General features: G+C 67.3%; 21 protein-coding genes and 1 pseudogene. 14 read left to right on the top strand and 8 right to left on the bottom strand.

The window, feature by feature from the left end:
- Nucleotides 1–22 precede the first annotated feature (22 nt).
- Nucleotides 23–655, top strand: a complete 633-nt coding sequence (locus ACHMW8_RS22435; protein WP_395443774.1) for a TetR/AcrR family transcriptional regulator — start codon at nt 23–25, stop codon at nt 653–655.
- On the opposite strand, the gene ACHMW8_RS22430 is transcribed toward ACHMW8_RS22435, so the two are convergent.
- The 7 genes from ACHMW8_RS22430 to ACHMW8_RS22400 all read right to left on the bottom strand — a co-directional run bounded on the left by ACHMW8_RS22430 (nt 638) and on the right by ACHMW8_RS22400 (nt 6,240).
- Nucleotides 638–1,033 carry an NUDIX domain-containing protein gene (locus tag ACHMW8_RS22430; RefSeq protein WP_395446033.1) on the bottom strand — a complete coding sequence of 132 codons (396 nt, stop codon included), beginning with the start codon at nt 1,031–1,033 and terminating at the stop codon, nt 638–640. The two genes, ACHMW8_RS22435 and ACHMW8_RS22430, sit on opposite strands and share 18 nt — an antisense overlap.
- 47 nt (nt 1,034–1,080) lie before the next feature.
- Entirely contained in the window at nt 1,081–2,181 is a 1,101-nt protein-coding gene (locus ACHMW8_RS22425; protein WP_395443773.1) for a serine hydrolase domain-containing protein, read from the bottom strand.
- Nucleotides 2,182–2,211: 30 nt separating this feature from the next.
- Complete coding sequence (locus ACHMW8_RS22420; RefSeq protein WP_395443772.1) at nt 2,212–2,388, bottom strand: helix-turn-helix domain-containing protein; 177 nt, start codon at nt 2,386–2,388, stop codon at nt 2,212–2,214.
- Nucleotides 2,388–3,077 (bottom strand): AraC family transcriptional regulator, encoded by a 690-nt coding sequence (locus tag ACHMW8_RS22415; protein WP_395443771.1) that lies wholly within the window; start codon nt 3,075–3,077, stop codon nt 2,388–2,390. Before ACHMW8_RS22415 ends, ACHMW8_RS22420 begins: the two co-directional genes overlap by 1 nt.
- A gap of 1 nt (nt 3,078) precedes the next feature.
- Entirely contained in the window at nt 3,079–4,080 is a 1,002-nt protein-coding gene (hemB, locus tag ACHMW8_RS22410) for a porphobilinogen synthase (protein WP_395443770.1), read from the bottom strand.
- Between the two features lie 57 nt (nt 4,081–4,137).
- Nucleotides 4,138–5,637 (bottom strand): flavin-containing monooxygenase, encoded by a 1,500-nt coding sequence (locus ACHMW8_RS22405; RefSeq protein ID WP_395443769.1) that lies wholly within the window; start codon nt 5,635–5,637, stop codon nt 4,138–4,140.
- 138 nt (nt 5,638–5,775) lie between these two features.
- Nucleotides 5,776–6,240 (bottom strand): DUF2147 domain-containing protein, encoded by a 465-nt coding sequence (locus tag ACHMW8_RS22400; RefSeq protein WP_125158089.1) that lies wholly within the window; start codon nt 6,238–6,240, stop codon nt 5,776–5,778.
- 229 nt (nt 6,241–6,469) lie between these two features.
- Here ACHMW8_RS22400 and ACHMW8_RS22395 point away from each other — a divergent pair, with 229 nt between their 5' ends.
- The 6 genes and pseudogenes from ACHMW8_RS22395 to hemA all read left to right on the top strand — a co-directional run bounded on the left by ACHMW8_RS22395 (nt 6,470) and on the right by hemA (nt 12,520).
- Nucleotides 6,470–7,615 carry an isobutyryl-CoA dehydrogenase gene (locus ACHMW8_RS22395; RefSeq protein WP_395443768.1) on the top strand — a complete coding sequence of 382 codons (1,146 nt, stop codon included), beginning with the start codon at nt 6,470–6,472 and terminating at the stop codon, nt 7,613–7,615.
- Between the two features lie 7 nt (nt 7,616–7,622).
- Nucleotides 7,623–8,223 (top strand): annotated as a pseudogene (locus ACHMW8_RS22390) (histidine phosphatase family protein).
- 7 nt (nt 8,224–8,230) lie between these two features.
- Nucleotides 8,231–9,283 carry an enoyl-CoA hydratase/isomerase family protein gene (locus ACHMW8_RS22385; RefSeq protein WP_395443767.1) on the top strand — a complete coding sequence of 351 codons (1,053 nt, stop codon included), beginning with the start codon at nt 8,231–8,233 and terminating at the stop codon, nt 9,281–9,283.
- 56 nt (nt 9,284–9,339) lie between these two features.
- On the top strand, nt 9,340–10,143 hold the full coding sequence (locus tag ACHMW8_RS22380) for a class I SAM-dependent methyltransferase (RefSeq protein ID WP_395443766.1): 804 nt from the start codon (nt 9,340–9,342) through the stop codon (nt 10,141–10,143).
- A 15-nt stretch (nt 10,144–10,158) separates the two neighbouring features.
- On the top strand, nt 10,159–11,115 hold the full coding sequence (gene mmsB / locus ACHMW8_RS22375) for a 3-hydroxyisobutyrate dehydrogenase (RefSeq protein WP_395446032.1): 957 nt from the start codon (nt 10,159–10,161) through the stop codon (nt 11,113–11,115).
- 178 nt (nt 11,116–11,293) lie between these two features.
- Nucleotides 11,294–12,520, top strand: a complete 1,227-nt coding sequence (hemA, locus tag ACHMW8_RS22370; RefSeq protein WP_125158095.1) for a 5-aminolevulinate synthase — start codon at nt 11,294–11,296, stop codon at nt 12,518–12,520.
- A 185-nt stretch (nt 12,521–12,705) separates the two neighbouring features.
- On the opposite strand, the gene ACHMW8_RS22365 is transcribed toward hemA, so the two are convergent.
- The gene (locus ACHMW8_RS22365) at nt 12,706–13,149 is read right to left on the bottom strand and encodes a MucR family transcriptional regulator (protein ID WP_125158096.1); all 444 of its coding nucleotides are present in this window, start codon (nt 13,147–13,149) and stop codon (nt 12,706–12,708) included.
- 165 nt (nt 13,150–13,314) lie between these two features.
- Here ACHMW8_RS22365 and glyA point away from each other — a divergent pair, with 165 nt between their 5' ends.
- From glyA to ACHMW8_RS22330, 7 genes are all read left to right on the top strand, one after another.
- Nucleotides 13,315–14,601: a serine hydroxymethyltransferase gene (glyA, locus tag ACHMW8_RS22360; protein WP_395443765.1), complete on the top strand. Its 1,287-nt coding sequence runs from the start codon at nt 13,315–13,317 to the stop codon at nt 14,599–14,601.
- 32 nt (nt 14,602–14,633) lie between these two features.
- Nucleotides 14,634–15,107, top strand: coding sequence for a transcriptional regulator NrdR (gene nrdR, locus ACHMW8_RS22355; RefSeq protein WP_125158098.1), 474 nt, complete (start codon nt 14,634–14,636; stop codon nt 15,105–15,107).
- A 65-nt stretch (nt 15,108–15,172) separates the two neighbouring features.
- Nucleotides 15,173–15,637 carry a 6,7-dimethyl-8-ribityllumazine synthase gene (locus ACHMW8_RS22350; RefSeq protein WP_125158099.1) on the top strand — a complete coding sequence of 155 codons (465 nt, stop codon included), beginning with the start codon at nt 15,173–15,175 and terminating at the stop codon, nt 15,635–15,637.
- Nucleotides 15,634–16,083, top strand: a complete 450-nt coding sequence (gene nusB, locus ACHMW8_RS22345; RefSeq protein WP_125158100.1) for a transcription antitermination factor NusB — start codon at nt 15,634–15,636, stop codon at nt 16,081–16,083. Before ACHMW8_RS22350 ends, nusB begins: the two co-directional genes overlap by 4 nt.
- Nucleotides 16,043–17,104, top strand: coding sequence for a thiamine-phosphate kinase (thiL, locus tag ACHMW8_RS22340; protein ID WP_125158101.1), 1,062 nt, complete (start codon nt 16,043–16,045; stop codon nt 17,102–17,104). Before nusB ends, thiL begins: the two co-directional genes overlap by 41 nt.
- A gap of 53 nt (nt 17,105–17,157) precedes the next feature.
- Nucleotides 17,158–17,667, top strand: a complete 510-nt coding sequence (locus ACHMW8_RS22335) for a flagellar basal body-associated FliL family protein (RefSeq protein WP_125158102.1) — start codon at nt 17,158–17,160, stop codon at nt 17,665–17,667.
- A gap of 245 nt (nt 17,668–17,912) precedes the next feature.
- Nucleotides 17,913–20,048: a sodium-translocating pyrophosphatase gene (locus tag ACHMW8_RS22330; protein WP_125158103.1), complete on the top strand. Its 2,136-nt coding sequence runs from the start codon at nt 17,913–17,915 to the stop codon at nt 20,046–20,048.
- Nucleotides 20,049–20,055 lie beyond the last annotated feature (7 nt).

Here is a 20,055-nt window from a genome sequence, read left to right as displayed (position 1 = left end):
ACTCTGAGTTATACTGACAAAAATGTCAATAGAGACGCCCGCCTCCCTCGACGCCCCGAAGACGCGCGTGCGCCGCACGCCCGAAGCCGCGCGCGAGAACATCCTCGCCGCCGCCGAGGTTCTGCTGGTCGAACAGGGCCCGCAGGCCATCAAGCTGGCCGATATCGCCAAGGCCGCCGGGGTGGTGCACGCCAATGTCATCCACCACTTCGGCTCGATCGCCGGGGTCGAGGCGGCGCTGATGGAGCGGATGATCCGTCAACTGGCCGACAAGATCATCGTCGGCTTCAACGCCCAGGGCGCCTCGCCGGGCTTCGGGGCCCAGGCCCTGTTCGACGCCTTCGAGGCCAAGGGCGCGGCGCGGCTGGCGGCCTGGCTGGAGCTGACCGGCGAGGGGCGGCGGATGACCCTGGTGCGCGAGGTCGTCGACGCGGTGGTTCAGACCCGATTGGCGCGCGAGGTCGGCGTCGAGCGGGAGAAGATCATCGACTTCATCCTGCTGAACATCATCCTGGCGATCGGGGTTGGGCTGTTCGGGCCGACGCTGAGCGAGCTTCTGGGGCGGCCGTCGGGTCGGGCGCGCGAACTGGCGCTGGAGCTGGTCGTCGGGCGGATCACCGCCATCCGGGACGATAGGTTAGGTCCGGGCCAATAGAGCCGGCAGAACGGCCTGGGTCAGCAGGGGCGCCAGGCGCAGGTCGCCCGGCGCGGCCGGGTCGATCCACACCAGTTCCTCGATCTCGGCCCGCGCGGCGATCGCGCCCTCGACCGTGGCGAGATAGGTCGCCGACTGGACGGTGAAGCCGGCTTCGTTGGCGGCCGGCGCGGAGAAGCATCCCAGCAGCTCGGCCTGGACTAGCCGGCAGCCCAGCTCTTCGTCCAGTTCGCGGGCCAGGGTGGTCAGGTCGTCCTCGCCGGCGTCGCGCTTGCCGCCGGGCTTCATGAAGGCGGTCGTGCCGCGCTTGCGGACCAGCAGCATGCGGCCACGCTCGTCGTGGATCACGGCGGTGACGATGTCGAGGACGCGGCTCATCCCGTCAGGATAACCGCGCACTCGATTCTTTTCCGGTCTTCTTGTCGCTACTTCTCGACCGCCGCCAGGATGTGCTCGGTCAGCAGCTTCTCGGCGATGACGTGCGGCTGACGGACACCGAAGTTCGTCGTGGTGATCACCGCCACCAGATCGAGATCCGGTACGACGGCGACTTTTTGCCCGCCCGTGCCGCTCATCACCCAGGCCTTGTGGCCGGCGCCATCTGAGCCTGGGAAGGTCTGCAACCAGATCAGATAGCCGTAGTCGGTGTTCTCGCGGGCATTGGCGTGCGGCGCGACGGCCGCCTTGACGAAGTCGGCGGGCAGCACCGGCTTGCCCTCCCACTGACCGCCATTGGCGTAGAGCTGGCCCAGCTTCAGCAGGTCGCGGCTGCGCAGGCCCAGGCCGCCGCCGCCCATGGCCAGGCCCTTGGGCGATATCTGCCAGTGTGGGGCCTCGATGCCGAGCGGCTTGAACAGCACCTCGTCGGCGAAGGCGGGCAGGGGCTTCTTCACGGCGTTCTGGACGACCTGACCCAGGGTCACGACCCCGGCGGTGCAGTAGCTGAAGCTGCGGCCATAGGGCGAAGCCTCGGGCTTGGGCATCCAGTCCGGGAAGCCGCGCACCGGCAGGTCGAGATAGAAGCCGACCCAGTCCTCGATCAGGTACATCCGCTCCTCGTTGCCGCGCGAGAACTCGTTGTCGTCATCGCACTCGGCGATCGAGCTCATGGTCAGCAGGTCCTCGACCGTGACCTTGTCCTTGCGCGGATCGGGATTGGCGACCGGCGGGCGGTCCTTCAGGTAGGCCTTGATCGGCGCGTGGACGCTCGGTAGCGCCCCGCGCGCGATCGCGGCGCCGGCCAGCATGGCGGTGACGGTCTTGGTGGTGGAGCGCGTGTTGCGGCGCGCCTCGGGGCCGCCGTCCTTCTGACCCTCGTCATAATAGGCCTCGAACACCAGCTTGCCGTGGCGGGCGATCAGGACGCTGGTGATCTGCTGGAACTGGCCGGCCTTGATGGCGGCCGACATCGCGTCGAGCTTGGCGGCGGAAAGGCCTTCGGCGGCGGGCGCGGCCGTGGGCCAGTCGGCGGCCTGGGCTGAGAGCGGGGACAAGACAAGAGCGGCGGCGAACGCGAAGGCTTTCAAGGCGGGAACTCCAAAAGGAACCTTTGCCGTCTAGGCCGCGCCGGCCGTCTCGTCTTGGACGCTTGAAACCTCGGGCCGGCGACCGCACAGCCGGGCGAACTCGCCAGGCGTGACGCCATAGGCCTTGAGGAACTGGCGATTGAGGTGGCTCTGGTCGCAGAAGCCGGAGGCCAGGGCGATCTCGCCGATCGGGTCGCGGCCGCGCATCAGCAGGTCGGCGGCGCGCTCCAGCCGTCGCGCGCGCGCAGCCGGTCGCCCGGCGCCGCGCCCAGCCAGCGGCGATAGCCGCGCGCCAGGTGGACCGGATGCACCCCGGCGATCTCGGCCAGATCCGCGACGCTGATCGGCTGGTCGAACGCATCGGCCAGATAGGTCTCGGCGCGGTCCAGCCATGGGGGGCGCTTGTCGCCGTCCGAGGCCGGCGTCAGCGCCTGGGCGGCCAGTTCGAGGCTGAGGCCCTCCAGCGACAGCGTCTCGGCGTCGCGGGCCAGCAGCGAGCGGGTCAGGCGCAGGGCCGCGCGGCGGGCGGCGGGACCGGTCAGCCGCAGAGCGTCGATCGCCGCGCCGCGTCCGGCGTTGGCCAGGGCGCGCCAGTCCGAAGGGCCGAAGCTGACGGCCAGGAAATAGCCGCCGATATCCACGAAGCGGTCGCGGTGGACGACGCCGGGCGGGTTGAAGACCAGCACCGGCCCCTCGGTTTCGGGGCCGGCGGCGGTGGTGATGTAGTGGCCATGGGTGGCCAGCACGAAATGGGCGTCGTCGTGGCTGTGTTCGTCGACGTGCTCGGCGCGTTTCGTCGCTTCCAAATGCGCGAGGCGGACGCCTGGCAGTTGGCGCTCGACCGTTGGCGCGCCATAGAACCGGCCTTGGCTGAAGGCGGTTCTCGGCGAAGCCATCCTAACCCAGCTTCTCGGCGGCCCAGGGGGCGAAATAGGTGATGATCCCGGCCGCGCCGGCGCGCTTGAACGCGGTCAGGCTTTCCAGGATGGCGCGGTCGTGGTCGATCCAGCCGTTCTGGGCGGCGGCCATGATCATCGCGTACTCGCCCGACACCTGGAAGGCGTAGGTGGGCATGCGGAACTCGTCGACCAGGCGCCGGACGATGTCGAGATAGGGCATGCCCGGCTTGACCATGACCATGTCGGCGCCCTCGGCGATGTCGAGCGCGACCTCGCGGATGGCTTCCTCGGTGTTGGCCGGATCCATCTGGTAGGTCTTCTTGTCACCCTGACCACCAGCCAGCTTGGCCGAGCCGATGGCGTCGCGGTACGGGCCGTAGAAGGCCGAAGCGTACTTGGCGGCATAGGACATGATCATCGTGTCCTGGAAGTTCGCGCCTTCCAGCGCCGCGCGCAGCTTGCCGATGCGGCCGTCCATCATGTCGGAGGGCGCCAGGATGTCGGCGCCGGCCTCGGCTTGCATCAGGCCCTGCTCGATCAGGCGCTCGATGGTCGGGTCGTTGAGGATCTTGCCGCCCTCGACCACGCCGTCATGGCCGTGGTCGGTGAACGGATCCAGGGCGACGTCGCACATGATGCCGACCTCGGGAGCGGCGTCCTTCATGGCCTTGACGGCGCGGGGGATGACGCCGTCGGGATCGGCGGCGATCGAGCCGGTCGCGTCTTTCCGCGAGCCGTCGATGTGCGGGAAGATGGCGATGGCGGGGATGCCGAGATCGCGGGCCCGGACGGCGGCCTTGGCGGCTTCCTTGACGGAGAGGCGCTCGACGCCCGGCATCGAGGCGACGGGGATCGTTCCTTCGCCCTCGTGCACCACCATCGACCAGATCAGGTCGGACGGTCGGACCTCGGTCTCGCGGACGAGGCGGCGGGTCCAGTCGGCCTGGCGCACGCGGCGCAGGCGGGAAGCGGGGTAGGGGGCGAGGGGCGGAACGGTCATGGCGTTGATTTGGACCGCGCCGCCTCTCTAGGCAAGTTCATGGGGCCCTTAAGAGGCTCAAGAATAGCGGAAGGCCGGATCGTCCAGGTCTAGGGTCGGGAAGAGATCCTTCTCGGTCCAGTAGTCCTGGGTGTGTCGCCACTCCGGCTTGTCGCCGGCCTTGGGCAGCAGATGCATGTTCCGCATCAGGTAGCCGGGATTGAAGTCCTCGGGATCGATCCATTCGCCGATCTTCATGTCCGCGTCCTGCGGCCGCAGGGCGACCTCGACCTGCCGCGCGCCTCTCGCCTCCATGTGCGCCAGCAGGCGGCAGACGAAATCGCCGATCATGTCGGCGCGCAAGGTCCAGCTGGCCCGGAAATAGCCGAAGACCCAGACCAGGTTCGGCAGGCCGGTGAACATCATGCCGCGGTAGGTGACCGTCTTGGCGAAGTCGAGCGGCTTGCCGTCCACGGCGAACGCGATGTCGCCCAGGACGCTGAGGTCGAAGCCCGTCGCTGTGACGATGACGTCCGCGTCCAGCGTCTCGCCGGACTTGAGCAGCAGGCCTGTCTCGGTGAAGCGTTCGATCTCGTCGGTCACCACCGAGGCCTTGCCGGAGGCGATGCCCTGGAAGAGATCGCCGTCCGGCACGAAGGCGATGCGCTGCCGCCAGGGACGATAGCGCGGCGTGAAATGGGTCTTGATGTCGAAGTCCGGACCCAGGAAGGCCTTCACGCCCTCCAGCAGCTCGGCCTTGACCACCTCGGGCTCCTCGACCGAGCGCCGCGTGAATTCGTTCTGGTCGAACAGCACCTTGCGGCGGACGATCTCGTGGATCCAGGTCTCGTCGATTTCCAGCTGGCGCAGGACGTTGGCCAGTTCGTTCTCGTTGCGGCCGGGCACGAAGTAGGTGGGCGAGCGCTGCAGCACGGTGACATGGGCGCAGTCGCCGGCGATGTTGGGAACCAGGGTCGCGGCCGTCGCGCCAGAGCCGATCACCACCACCCGCTTGGTCTTCAAGTCGAGGTCGTCGGGCCAGGTTTGCGGATGCACGATCCGGCCCTTGTAGTCCGACATGCCGGGCCAGTCGGGCGTATAGCCTACCGCGTGCCGGTAATAGCCCTGGCACATCCACAGGAAGTTGGTGGTGTAGCGCTCCGCGCCGTCGGGACCGGCCACCTCGAGCGTCCAGAGCTTGTCCGCGGACGACCAGCTGGCCGAGATGATCCGTCGCCGATAGCGGATGTGGCGCGCCAGATCGTTCTCGGCGATCACCTCGCCCATGTAGTCGAGAATTTCCGCGGCGGTGGCGATCGGCGGGCCGACCCAGGGCTTGAAGCGATAGCCGAAGGTGTAGAGGTCGCTGTCCGACCGGATGCCGGGATAGGTGTGCGTAAGCCAGGTGCCGCCAAAACTCTCGAGCGCCTCCAGCACCGTGAAGGTCGTCCCCGGTCGTTGCGCGCCGAGGTGATAGGCGCTTCCGATCCCGGAAATGCCCGCGCCGACGATGATCACGTCGAAATGCTGCACAGCCGCGCCTGGCGCGGTCTTCGAAAGCGTCGCCGCCTCGGTCATGCCGTTCCTCCCGTGTCGGCCGACAGGCGGCCAAGTTGCCCGGCGTCTCTTCGGACGCCTGAGTTATCAACGTACACTTAGAGGGTGCTGCGCCGTTTGCGCTGAATCAAGCGGCGTTTGCGCGTTCGGGTGAAAAGGTCAGGGCGCGGCGCGCGAGGCCAGCACCGACGGGCTGTCGATGCGGGTCCACAGCTGCGACTTGCAGAGGAAGTTGCCGATCACGCAGCCCTTGGCGCGCATGGTCTTGGGGTCGATGATGTCGGCCGACCCCACCAGGGTGACCTTCAGGGTCGGAACCCAGACGCGGCCTTTTAGCGAGCCGTTGTTCTGGGCTTCGAAGTCACGCAGCAGCTGCTTGCCGATCAGGGTGTCCGTGCCCGATTTGCGCGCGTCGGCCTCGGCCTTGGCGCTGGCCCACACCACGACGCCGCAGGTGCTGGGGCCGCAGTCCTTGATTTCCAGGTGCACGGTGTTGTGCGGGTTACGCCACACGCCGTAGCTGCGCGAGATATCGCCGCCCTCGGCCGCATAGACCGGGACCGTGGCCGCGGCCATTCCCAGGGCCGCGACAAGAGCGGCGAGTGCAAGTTTCACGAAGCGCATAATCGTCGATGCAAATGTTATTGTTGAGAACGCCCAAACTCGAGATCGGCATTTGGGCCGAAAGGCGATGGTTATCAAGGGGGTGCGACGCCTGAGCCGCTACACACCGTGTAACGGAGGATTTCAGGCCACACTTGGAGGCCCGCGCGACACGCGTTGACAGCCGGCGCACGGCGCGGCAGGTCAGCGGCCAAGAAGGTGAGGGCGGCTTTGCCCCGAACGGGAGGAAGTGAGCATGGATTTCGCGCTGAGCGAGGATCAGGTCGCAATCCAGGACGCTGCTCGCGCGTTCGCCGAAGGACAGCTTGCCCCTTTCTCGGCCGAGTGGGACGAGAAGAAGCATTTCCCGGTCGAGACCCTGCGCCAAGCCGCCGAGCTGGGCTTCGCCGGCATCTATGTGAACGAGGATGTCGGAGGAAGCGGTCTTTCGCGCCTCGACGCCTCGATCATCTTCGAGGCGCTGAGCTACGGGGATGTGCCCACTGCCGCCTATTTGACCATCCACAACATGGCGTCGTGGATGATCGACCGCTTCGGCTCCGATGATCTGCGCAAGCGCTACCTGCCGCGCCTGACGACCATGCAGCTGATCGCCAGCTACTGCCTGACCGAGCCGGGCTCGGGCTCGGACGCGGCCAACATGCGCACGAGCGCCAAGCTGGATGGCGACCACTACGTCCTGAACGGCGGCAAGGCCTTCATCTCGGGCGGCGGCGTGTCGGATGTCTATGTCGTCATGGCCCGCACGGGCGGCGAGGGCGCCAAGGGCGTCTCGGCCTTCGTGGTGGAGAAGGGGACCGAGGGGCTCAGCTTCGGCGCCAACGAACGCAAGATGGGCTGGAACGCCCAGCCGACCGCCCAGGTCAATTTCGACAACTGCCGCGTGCCGGTCGAGAACCGCATCGGCCAGGAAGGCGAGGGCTTTCGCTTCGCCATGATGGGTCTGGACGGCGGGCGGCTGAACATCGCCTCGTGCTCGCTGGGCGGGGCGCAGTTCGCCCTCGACACGGCCAAGGCCTATATGGAGACCCGCAATCAGTTCGGCAAAGCGCTGAAGGACTTCCAGGCCTTGCAGTTCAAGCTGGCCGACATGGCCACCGAGCTGGAGGCCGCCCGACTGATGGTGCGCCGGGCCGCCCACGCTCTGGACAGTCGCCACCCCGAGGCGACCAAGCTGTGCGCCATGGCCAAACGGTTCGCCACCGACGCCGGCTTCCAGGTGGCCAATGACGCCTTGCAGCTGCATGGCGGCTACGGCTACCTCCAAGACTATCCGCTGGAGCGCATCGTGCGCGACCTGCGGGTGCACCAGATCCTGGAAGGGACCAACGAGATCATGCGCGTCATCATCGCCCGCGAGATGTTCCGCCAATGAGCCGCGGATGATCTATCTCTGTCGCCACGGCCAGACCTTCCACAATCGGGAGGGGCGCCTGCAGGGACGGTCGGAGTTCGGACCTGACGCCGTTGGGCCGGGCCCAGGCGGGCGCCATGGGCGAGTTGTTGTTCGATCTGGTCCGCCGCGACCCGCCGGCCGATTGGCGCATCGTCGCCAGCCCGCTGCGTCGGGCGCGGGACACGGCCGAGACGATCGGCGCGCGTCTGGGCCTGCCGGTCGCGACCGACGAGCGCCTGGTCGAGATCGACGTCGGCGAATGGTCCAACCGATTGCGCGAAGAGGTGAGGGGCGAAAACCCGCATCTGCACGGCGACGACGCCTGGGGCTTCCATGCGCCGGGCGGCGAGACCTATGAGGCCATGATGGCCCGGATCACCCACTGGCTGGACGAACAGGCCAGTGAGCCCGAGCGCCGGCTGATCGTGGTCAGCCACGGCGTCGCGGGCCGGCTGCTGCGCGGCGCCTATGCCGGCCTGTCACGCGCTGAGACCCTGGCCCAGGACATTCCGCAAGACGCCGTCTATCGGTTGATGGCTGGCCAGATCGACCGCTTCGACTGCGCGCCCATCGCCGAACACGCCTAGGACTCCCATGACCGACCAACCCGAAGTCCTGATCCGCGTCGAGAAGAACGTCGGCCGCATCACGCTCAATCGCCCCAAGGCCCTGCACGCCCTGACGCTCTCCATGTGCGAGACCATGATCGGCGCCTTGCTGGACTGGCGGGAGGATCCCGAGATCTACATGGTGCTGATCGACCATTCGGGCGAACGCGGCTTCTGCGCGGGCGGCGACATCCGCATGCTGGCCGACAGCGGGGCCAAGGACGGCGTCGAGGCGCGGCGGTTCTTCCACACCGAGTATCAGCTGAACCACCTGCTGTTCACCTACGACACGCCTGTCGTGGCGGTGATGGATGGCATCGTCATGGGGGGCGGTGTCGGCATTTCGATGCCGGCCCACGTGCGGATCGCCACGGAGCGGACGACCTTCGCCATGCCCGAGACCGGCATCGGCCTGTTCCCGGACGTCGGGGGCGGCTGGTACCTGCCGCGCCTGCCGGGCAAGGCGGGGCTGTGGCTGGCCCTGACCGGCGCGCGGATCAAGGGCGCGGACTGCATGCGTCTGGGAATCGCCACTCACTTCGTCGAGTTCGGAGCCATCGAGGGGCTCAAGAAGGCGATCATCGCCGACCCGCGCCGGATCGACGAGACCCTGAAGAAATATCGCGCCGACGCCGGCAAGGCCGCGTTGCTGGGCTTCGAACAGGATCTCAACCGTCTGTTCGTCGGCGAGACCGTCGAGGAGATCGTGGAGTTCCTGACCCTCGACTCCAGCGACTGGGGCAAGGCCCAGCTGGCCGTGATGCGGACCAAGTCGCCGCAGACGATGAAGGTGGCCTTCGAGCAGCTGAAGCGCGGCGCGGCCATGACCGACTTCGCCGACAACATGGTCATGGAGTACCGGATCGGTTCGCGAGTGGTGATGAAGCACGACTTCATCGAAGGCGTCCGGGCCGTGATCGTCGACAAGGACAACGCCCCGAAGTGGAATCCCGAGACCCTCGAGGGGGTTACGGACGCCATGCTGGAGGAGATTTTCGCTCCGCTTCCCCGCGGGGAAGAATGGAGGCCGCTGACGTAGCCGTCACGCTAGGCTAGGGTCGCGAAATAAGAACACGTCGGTTCGGAAGGATAGCCATGCGTAAGCCGCTTCTCAGTCTCGTCGCCGTGCTGGGCCTCGCGGCCTGCGCCACCCAGCCGATGATGGGACCGCCCCCGCCGCCGCCTTCGGGCCCGGTGGCCGCGGCCATCTCGCCGAACATCGCCGCCGCGCTCAGCGATCCGTCGCGGCCGGCCGCCGACATGGTCCGAGACGCCAACCGGCATCCGGGCGAGGTTCTGACCTTCGCCGGGGTGCGCCCGGGCGCGAAGGTCGCCGATCTGATCCCCGGCGGCGGCTACTTCACCCGCATCCTGGCCAAGTCGGTCGGTCCCAGGGGCGTGGTCTATGCCTACGTTCCCGACGAGCTGACCAAGCTGGCCAATCGCGAGCCGGCGGTGAACGCCATCGCCCGTGATCCGGCCTATTCGAACGTGAAGGTGATCCTGAACACGCTGCCCAACTTCTCCACGCCGGAGAGGCTGGATCTGGTGTTCACCGCCCAGAACTATCACGACATGCACGACAAGTTCATGGGGCCGGCCGACCTGTCGGTCGTGAACCGCCAGATCTTCAGGGCCCTGAAGCCGGGCGGCGTCTACCTGGTCATCGACCACTCGGCCGAGGCCGGCTCGGGCCTGCGCGACACCGAGACCCTGCACCGCATCGACTCGGCGGTGGTGAGGTCCGAGGTCACGGCCGCCGGCTTCATCTTCGAGGGCGAGAGCCGCGTGCTGAAGGATCCGGCCGACTCCCGCAAGGCCAACGTCTACGACCCTTCGATCCGCGGGAAGACCGACCAGTTCGTCTACAAGTTCCGCAAGCCGGCCACGGCGCGCTGACCGAAAAGCGTCGGGATCCTCAATGATAAGAGCCGCGCCCATGAGGCGCGGTTCGCATTTTCCGGGAGCTTCACAATGACCCGCATCGCCTTCATCGGTCTGGGCAATATGGGGGGCGGCATGGCCGCCAATCAGGCCAAGGCCGGCCACGAGGTCCACGCCTTCGACCTGTCGGCGGCGGCGGTCGAGCGGGCGGTGGCGGCCGGCTGTCGGGCGGCCGGCTCGGTCGCCGAGGCGGTGGCCGACGCCGAGGTGGTGATCACCATGTTGCCGGCCGGTCCGCACGTGCGCGCCGTCTATGGCGATCAGGTGCTGAACAGCGCGCCCAAGTCCGCCTTGCTGATCGACAGCTCGACGATCGACGTCGAGAGCGCCCGCGCCGTCGCCGGGCAGGCGGCCGAGGCGGGTTTCCGCTTCGCCGACGCGCCGGTGTCAGGCGGAATCATGGCCGCCGAGGCGGGCGCGCTGGCCTTCATGGTTGGCTGCGCGGCCGTGGACTTTCCGGCCATCGAGGCGGCGCTGGAACCGATGTCGCGCGTGACCATCCACGCCGGCGACCACGGGGCGGGGCAGGCGGCCAAGATCTGCAACAACATGCTGCTGGGCGTGTCGATGCTGGGAACCTGCGAAGCCTTCGCCCTGGCCGAGAAGTTGGGCCTGGACGCCGATCGCTTCTTCGAGATCGCCAGCAAGTCGTCTGGCCAGTGCTGGTCGGTGACCAGCTATTGCCCGGTCCCGGGCGTGGGGCCCCAGACCCCGGCCGACCGTCACTACGAGGGCGGTTTCGCCTCGGCCATGATGCTGAAGGACCTGAAGCTGGCCCAGGAGGCCGCCGCCAAGGCCGGGGCCAGCACGCCGATGGGCGCGCAGGCCGAGGCGCTGTACGCCCTGTTCGACGGCAACGGCTTCGGCGGCAAGGACTTCTCGGCCATCATCCAGTTGCTCCGGGGAAAGCTGACGGAGCTTGGATGAATCGTCGAACAGGCCGCGTTCGAGACGGTGTTCATTGACGAAGTCGATGCGGCCAATCGCCCAATTCAATTTTCTAGGTAAAAGTCCCTAGATGGACACTGACGGCGCTTGGTGCGAAAAGCCGAGCCATGAATTAAGGGGACCTCCGGACCATCTGGCCGGTGGTTTAGAGACCGACATGGACTACAAAGCCGCGTTCCGCAGCGCCGTCGAACAGATCCGTGAAGAGGGCCGTTACCGGGTCTTCGCCGACTTGAAGCGACAGCGTGGACAGTTCCCCCGCGCCACCTGGACCCGCCAGGACGGCTCTGAACGCGAAGTCGTGGTCTGGTGCAGCAACGACTATCTCGGCCAGGGGCAGAACCCCGTCGTCATGGACGCCATGAAGGCCGCCGTCGACGCGCACGGCTCGGGCTCGGGCGGCACCCGCAACATCTCGGGCACCAACCACGACCACGTCCTGCTGGAAGCCGAGCTGGCCGACCTGCACGGCAAGGAAGGCGCGCTGCTGTTCACCTCGGGCTACGTCTCGAACGAGGCCAGCCTGTCGGTGGTGCAGAAGATTCTGCCCGGCCTGATCATCTTCTCGGACGAGTTGAACCACGCCTCGATGATCGCCGGCATCCGCAACGGCGGCGGTCCGCGCAAGGTGTTCCGCCACAACGATCTGGCGCATCTGGAAGAGCTGCTGGCGGCCGCCCCGGCCGACGCGCCCAAGATGGTCGCGTTCGAGAGCGTGTATTCGATGGACGGCGACATCGCCGACATCCGCGCCACGGCGGCCCTGGCCAAGAAATATGGCGCCATGACCTATCTGGACGAGGTCCACGCGGTCGGCATGTACGGCCCGCGCGGCGGCGGCGTCGCCGAGCGCGACGGCCTGATGGGCGAGATCGACATCATCGAGGGCACCCTGGGCAAGGCCTTCGGCGTCATGGGCGGCTACATCACCGGCGACGCCGAGGTGATCGACGCCATCCGTCTGATGGCTTCGGGTTTCATCTTCACGACCTCTCTGCCGCCCGCCTTGGTGGCCGGCGCCCTGGCCAGCGTCCGCTGGCTGAAGCAGCACCCCGAAGTGCGCGAGATCCATCAGGAGCGCGCCGCGACCCTGAAGGCCATGTTCAAGGCCGCCGGTCTGCCGGTCATGGAGAACGAAAGCCACATCGTTCCGGTGCTGGTCGGCGACCCCGTCCACACCAAGATGATCAGCGACATGCTGCTGGCCGATCACGGCGTCTATGTGCAGCCGATCAACTATCCGACGGTTCCGCGCGGCACCGAGCGTCTGCGCTTCACCCCGACGCCGTTCCACACCGACGACATGATGCGCAAGCTGGTCTCGGCCATGGAAAAGCTGTGGGCGCATTGCAATGTCGCCCGCATGGGCGGCTACGCGGCGTAGAGCCTGTCCGTTTCGGACGTCCATCCGAAACGGATAAACAGGCTCTATCTCAAACATTTTGAACGTGGCCTTCGCCACGTTCAGGGGACAGCACGCACTTCAACCTCGACCGAACAGCACATCGTCGAAACGAAAAACGCCGCCGGAGTCCGGCGGCGTTCGCGTGCCTGGACGGCGAGGGGCGGTCAGCTTCCGCGCCGCACGCCTTTGCCCAGGCCGATCTTCTTGGCGAAGTCCGAGCGGCGGGCCGCATAGGCCGGCGCCACCATCGGATAGTCGGGCGGAAGGCCCCACTTGCGACGGTATTCCTCGGGGCTCATGTCGTAGTGCGAGCGCAGATAGCGCTTGAGCATCTTGAGCTTCTTGCCGTCCTCCAGGCAGATGATGAAGTCGTGCTGCACCGAACGGCCCACCGGGACCGCCGGTTTGGCCTTTTCGGCCGGTTGCGGAGCTTCGCCGCCGTTGCCCAGCGAGGCGAGCGCGTGATGGACCGTGCGGATCAGCTCCGGAATGGCCGTCTGAGAGACTGTGTTCTGACCTACATAAGCCGCCACGATCTCGGCGCTGAGCCCCAGGATATCGACGTTGTTGTCGTTCGTCGTGTCCGTGCCGCCGCCCTGAGACGCCATGAGATACCCCATTCCCGTTGTTGTCGTTGGAACTCCGCAGGGGTTGAGCACCGCCCTGCAGGACGGCAACGCACAAAGCAGGATGCGGTTCCGAGATTGATCGCCGCGCCCATCCCGTTAAAGAGGGCGCCTCTGCCGACTCCCCCAGAACGCCCGGAGAGCGAAATGACCCAAGCCAACACCAGCGCCTTTTTCGGCGCGGACCTCGCCACCGCGGACAAGGACATCTTCGACCGCATCGGTCGCGAGCTGGACCGTCAGCAGAACCAGATCGAGCTGATCGCCTCGGAGAACATCGTCTCGAAGGCGGTGTTGGAGGCCCAGGGCTCCATCCTGACCAACAAGTACGCCGAGGGTTACCCGGGCAAGCGCTACTACGGCGGCTGTGAATATGTCGACGAGATCGAAACGATCGCGATCGAGCGCGCCAAGTCGCTGTTCGGCGCGGGCTTCGCCAACGTCCAGCCACACTCGGGCTCGCAGGCCAACCAGTCGGTCTTCATGGCCCTGCTGCAGCCCGGCGACAGCTTCCTGGGCATGGACCTGGCCGCCGGCGGCCACCTGACCCACGGCTCGCCCGCCAACCAGTCGGGCAAGTGGTTCAAGCCGGTGTCCTACACCGTGCGCCAGCAGGATCAGCTGATCGACTACGACAACGTCGCCGAGGTGGCCGAGCGCGAGAAGCCCAAGCTGATCATCGCCGGCGGCAGCGCCTATAGCCGCGAAATCGACTTCGCCCGCTTCCGCCAGATCGCCGACAGCGTCGGCGCCTATCTGATGGTCGACATGGCCCACTTCGCGGGCCTGGTGGCCGGCGGCGTGTTCCCCAGCCCGGTCCCTCACGCCCACGTCGTCACCACCACCACCCACAAGACCCTGCGCGGCCCGCGCGGCGGCATGGTGCTGACCAACGACGAAGCGATCATCAAGAAGGTCAACTCGGCCGTTTTCCCGGGTCTGCAAGGCGGTCCGCTGGAGCATGTGATCGCCGCCAAGGCCGTGGCCTTCGGCGAGGCGCTGCAGCCGGCGTTCAAGGACTATGCCCGGCAGATCATCGCCAACGCCAAGGCGCTGTCGGAAGCCCTGCTGAAGTCGGGCGTCAACATCGTCTCGGGCGGCACTGACAGCCACCTGATGCTGGTGGATCTGCGTCCCAAGGGCGTGACCGGCCGCGACGCCGAGCACAGCCTCGAGCGCGCGCACATGACCTGCAACAAGAACGGCGTGCCGTTCGACACCGCGCCGTTCACGATCACCTCGGGCATCCGCCTGGGAACGCCGGCCGGCACCACCCGCGGCTTCAAGGAAGCCGAATTCACTCGCGTGGGCGAACTGATCGGCGAGGTCGTCAACGGCCTGGCCGCCAATGGCCCGGAAGGCAACGCCGAGGTCGAGGCCAAGGTCCGCGAGGAAGTGCTGGCCTTGACGGCCCGCTTCCCGATCTACAACTAATATGGTCTAGGCGCCGCGGGAGGGGCCACATCATGCGCTGCCCCTTCTGCGGACACGCCGAAAGCCAGGTCAAGGACAGCCGCCCGTCGGAAGACGGCGCGGCCATCCGCCGCCGCCGCATGTGCCCCGAGTGCGGCGGTCGCTTCACCACGTTCGAGCGGGTGCAGCTGCGCGAGCTGATCATCCTGAAGCGTTCGGGCCGGCGCTCGCCGTTCGATCGCGACAAGCTGGTGCGCTCGATCGCCCTGGCCACCCAGAAGCGGCCCGTCGAAGGCGAGCGTGTCGAGCGCATGATCAACGGCATCGTCCGGCAGCTGGAAAGCATGGGCGAGACCGAGCTTCCGTCCTCGACGGTGGGTGAAATGGTCATGAAGGCGTTGAAATCGCTCGATGACGTCGCCTATGTCCGCTACGCCTCCGTCTATCGGGATTTCAAGGAAACCAGCGACTTCGCCAAGTTCCTGACCGAAGAAGGTCTGAGCGACAGCGTCGAAGAAGAGCTATAGTCCGTTAATCCCTGATGTGTGTTTGTGTGCGCGCGGCAAGCGCGGCCGTGGAGATTCGAAGCTAGATGGTTGAAGACAACATCCGCTTGCTGATCGTGGAGGGCCGAAGCCATTCGGGACTCTCCGACGAGCTGCTGCGCGGAGCCGTGCAGGCGATCGAGGCCCAGGGCGCGGAATACGACGTGATCACGGTCTCCAGCCCCCTGCAGATCCCGACGGTCATCGCCATGGCCGAGGAGGCCGGTCACCGCCCCGTGGGCGTGCGCTACGACGGCTATGTCGCTCTGGGCGCGGTCATCCGGGGCGAGACCTATCATTTCGAACTGGTCGCCAACGAAACCGCTCGTGGCCTGCAGGACCTGGGCATCGGCCGGCGGCTGGCGATCGGCTTCGGCGTCCTGGCCGTCGACGACGAGGCCCAGGCCTGGACCCGCGCGCGGGTCAGCGAAGGCGACCGCGGCGGTTCGGCCGCCAAGGCCTGCCTCGAGACCATCGCCCTAAAGCGTCAACTGCTGGGACAGGCCCGATGAGCGGCAACCGCATCCAACCGCGCTCGGTGGCGCGTCTCGCCGCCGTCCAGGCCCTCTACCAGATGGAAGTCTCGGGCGCGGGCGTCGACGCCGTCGTCCGCGAGTTCGGCGAGCACCGCTTCGACCGCGACGTCGAGGGCGAGCGTCTGGCCGCCGCCGACGAAACCTTCTTCGCCGAGCTGGCCAAGGGCGTGGTCGCCAACCAGTCGAAGATCGACCAGGGCATCGTCAAGCGCCTGGCCTCGGGCTGGCGCCTCGAGCGCCTGGACGCCACGGCCCGCGCCGTGCTGCGCGCCGGCGCCTACGAATTGATGTACCGGCCGGACGTTCCGACCGAAGTCGTCATCAATGAATATGTCGAGATCGCTAAATCCTTTTTTGAGGGTCCCGAGTCAGGCTTCATCAATGGCGCCCTCGACGCGATCGCCCGTGATGCACGAGACTGACGAAGACGACTGGTTCGCCGATGACGACGCCGCGCCCGCTGCGGCGGAGGCGCCCCCGACGGAATTCGACCACATCGCGCGCCTGCTGCGCCCCCTGACGCGGGGCGACCCGGCGGCGCTGGACCTGCTGGACGACGCGGCCGTGCTGCCGTCGCGTCCCGGTTATGACCTGGTGATCACCAAGGACGCCATGGTGGCCGGCGTTCACTTCCTGGCCGATGAGGCCCTGGACGTCGTCGCGCGGAAGCTGCTGCGCACCAATCTGTCCGATCTGGCGGCCAAGGCGGCCGAACCCTATGGCTATTTCCTGGCCGTGGGCTGGCCTTCGGGCTCCGACGTCATTTCGCGGGAGACCTTCGCGCGGGGGCTGGCCGAGGACGGCGCGCTGTTCGACATATCGCTGCTGGGCGGCGACACGGTCACGACCTCCGGCCCGCTGGTGGTTTCGGCCACGCTGCTGGGCTGGGTTCCCGAGGGCGGCGCCATCCTGCGACGCGGCGCCAAGCCTGGCGACCGCCTGATGGTCTCTGGCACGATCGGCGATGGCTGGCTGGGTCTCCTGGCCCAGTGGGGCGAAGTGATCGACGCCGACGGCGCCATGCTGCGCCGTTATCGCCAGCCCGAGCCGCGCGTCACCCTGCGCGAGGCCATGCGCGTCCACGCCAAGGCCGCCGCCGACGTCTCCGACGGTCTGCTGGCCGACAGCGCCCATATCGCCAAGGCCAGCGGCTGCCGCGTGCGGGTCGACCTGGAGCGCCTGCCGCTGTCGCCGGGCGGCCAGGCCTGGCTGGATCAGCAGCCCGAGCAGGTCGAAGGTCGCATCTCGCTGGCGTCCGGCGGCGACGACTACGAAATCGTCTGCGCCGTCGATCCCAGCGAGGCCTGGAACTTCCGCGTCGCCGCCGCCGCGGCCGGCGTGAAGGTCAGCGAGATCGGCGAGTTCGTGGAAGGCGAGGGGGTTTCGGCCTACTATAAGGGCCGCGACGTCACGCCCTCGCGCCTGGGCTGGCTGCACGGCTGATCCCGCGAAGCGGTTAGGTCAATCTCAAGCCCTGTCGGCTATGAACCATGGCCATGACCGATCTTGTCACGCCCTCGCGCCGTCTCCTGCTCGCCGCGGCCTTCGCCGCCCCCTTCGCCATCGGGGCCGCGCCGGCCTTCGCCAGCAGCGGCAAGAAGGACGAGAAGAAGGAGGGCGAGGGCCAAGCGCTCGACCCCACCTACAAGCTGGGCTCCATGACCATCCCGATCATCGCCAATGGCCGGATCGTGAACTACGTCTTCGTCGCCATGACCTTGAAGCTGAAGGAGGGCGCCGACGCCGCGGCCCTGAAGGATCAGGAGCCGATGCTGCGGGACGCCATCGTACGCGCCGCCTACAAGACGCCGTTCACGCGCGCCGACAGCTGGAAGGAAGTCGACGGTCCGCGCCTGACCAGCTTCGTTCTGAGCCAATGCGGCGTACTGATGGGCAAGGGCAAGGTCGCCTCGGTCGAGATCGTCAAGCAGATCCCCCGCCAGCAGCTGATGCCGCCCAAGCCCGGCGCCGTTAAGCCGGCCGGCCAGGGCGATCTGAACCCCTGATTCCAGGTCCAGCGCCAAGCTTTGCCGCTGAAAAGGCTTGCGCCGACGCGGGTTGCGCGCCCCCCGACCATCTGACAGTCTCTTTCGCATGACGCCGTTCGGCTGTCATTTTGGGAGCATCGAGGGGGCACGAGGCCAAAGGCCCGCCCGTCGATCCGGGCGGCGGTTTGACGTGCGTCATTACCTCCAGCCGCCGGGACCGGCATCCCCCTCGTGATTGGAAGCGCGAAGGGGCGAAGAACCTAATGAGTCTTTGGCTTTATCTGGCCATCGGGGCCGGGCTGCTGGCGGTGCTGTACGGCGCCGTGCAAACGGCCAGTCTGATGCGGGCGTCGCCCGGCAATGCGCGGATGCAGGAGATCGCCGCGGCGATCCAGGAGGGGGCTCAAGCCTACCTGCGCCGGCAATACCTCACTATCTCGGTCGTCGGCGCGGTCATTCTCGTCGCCGTCTACCTGCTGATCGGCCAATGGGCCGCCTTGGGCTTCCTCGTCGGCGCCGTGCTTTCGGGCGCGGCCGGCTTCGCGGGGATGCTGATCTCGGTCCGCGCCAACGTCCGCACGGCCCAGGCCGCTTCCGAGGGGCTGGCCAGGGGGCTGTCGCTGGCCTTCACCTCCGGCGCCATCACCGGCATGCTGGTGGCTGGCTTCGCGCTGCTGGGCGTGGCCGGCTACTATTGGGTGCTGACGGGCCCGTTGGGCCTTGAGCCGACCGGCCGCGGCGTCGTCGACGCCCTGGTGGCCCTGGGCTTCGGCGCCTCGCTGATCTCGATCTTCGCCCGTCTGGGCGGCGGCATCTTCACCAAGGGCGCCGACGTGGGCGGCGACCTCGTGGGCAAGGTGGAAGCCGGCATCCCGGAAGATGATCCGCGCAACGCCGCCACCATCGCCGACAACGTGGGCGACAATGTCGGCGACTGCGCCGGCATGGCCGCCGACCTGTTCGAGACCTATGCGGTGACCACCGTCGCCACCATGGTTCTGGCCGCCATCTTCTTCCGCGGCACGGAGGCCGTGGGCGCGATGATGCTGCTGCCGCTGGCCATCTGCGCGGTCTGCATCGTCACCTCGATCGTCGGCGCGTTCTTCGTGCGCCTGGGCAAGAGCCAGAACATCATGGGGGCCCTCTACAAGGGCCTGATCGTGACCGGGCTGCTGTCGATTCCCGCCGTCTGGTACGTGCTGCACGACCTGATCCCGGCCCCGGTCGTGACGGACGCGCGCACCTATACGGCCGACGGGCTGTTCTATTGCGGTCTGGTCGGTCTGGCGGTCACCGCCGCCATCGTCATGATCACCGAGTATTACACCGGCACGAACTTCCGCCCGGTGAAGTCGGTGGCGCAGGCGTCGGTCTCGGGCCACGGCACCAACGTGATCCAGGGTCTGGCCATGTCGCTGGAAGCCACGGCCCTGCCGGCTCTGACCATCATCGTCGGCATCGTGGTGACCTACAATCTGGCGGGCCTGTTCGGCATCGCCATCGCCACCACGACCATGCTGTCGCTGGCCGGCTTCATCGTCGCCCTGGACGCCTTCGGTCCGGTCACCGACAACGCCGGCGGCATCGCCGAGATGGCCGGTCTGCCGCCCGAAGTCCGCGTCACCACCGACGCCCTGGACGCCGTGGGCAACACCACCAAGGCCGTCACCAAGGGCTACGCGATCGGTTCGGCCGGCCTGGGCGCCCTGGTGCTGTTCGCCGCCTATACCGAGGATTTGAAGTTCTTCTCGGCCAATGCGACGCCGGGCAGCTTCTTCGACGGCATGGGGCCGGTGACCTTCGACCTGTCCAATCCCTACGTCGTGGTCGGCCTGCTGTTCGGCGGTCTGCTGCCCTTCCTGTTCGGCGGCATGGCGATGACCGCCGTCGGCCGCGCGGCCGAGTCGGTCGTCGCCGAGGTGCGCCGTCAGTTCCGCGAGAACCCGGGCATCATGACCGGCGAGGTCAAGCCAGAATACGGCAAGGCCGTGGACATCCTGACCAAGGCGGCGATTCGCGAGATGATCGTGCCCAGCCTGCTGCCGGTGGTTTCGCCGGTGGTGCTGTTCTTCGTGATCAAGGCCATCGCCGGCAAGGTCGACGCGTTCGCCTCGCTGGGCGCCATGCTGATGGGCGTGATCGTCACCGGCCTGTTCGTCGCCATTTCGATGACCAGCGGCGGCGGCGCCTGGGACAACGCCAAGAAGGTCATCGAGGAGGGCTTCACCGATAAGAACGGCGTCCTGCACACCAAGGGCGGCGACACCCACAAGGCCGCCGTCACCGGCGACACCGTCGGCGACCCCTACAAGGACACCTCGGGTCCGGCCGTGAACCCGATGATCAAGATCACCAACATCGTGGCCCTGCTGCTGCTGGCGGTGCTGGCCCACGGCTGATCTTTCG

The sequence above is a fragment of the Caulobacter sp. UC70_42 genome (assembly GCF_044056025.1).
Lineage (GTDB): Bacteria > Pseudomonadota > Alphaproteobacteria > Caulobacterales > Caulobacteraceae > Caulobacter.
Note: the sequence above shows the minus strand (reverse complement) of the source record. Positions and strands in the feature narration are given on the sequence as shown.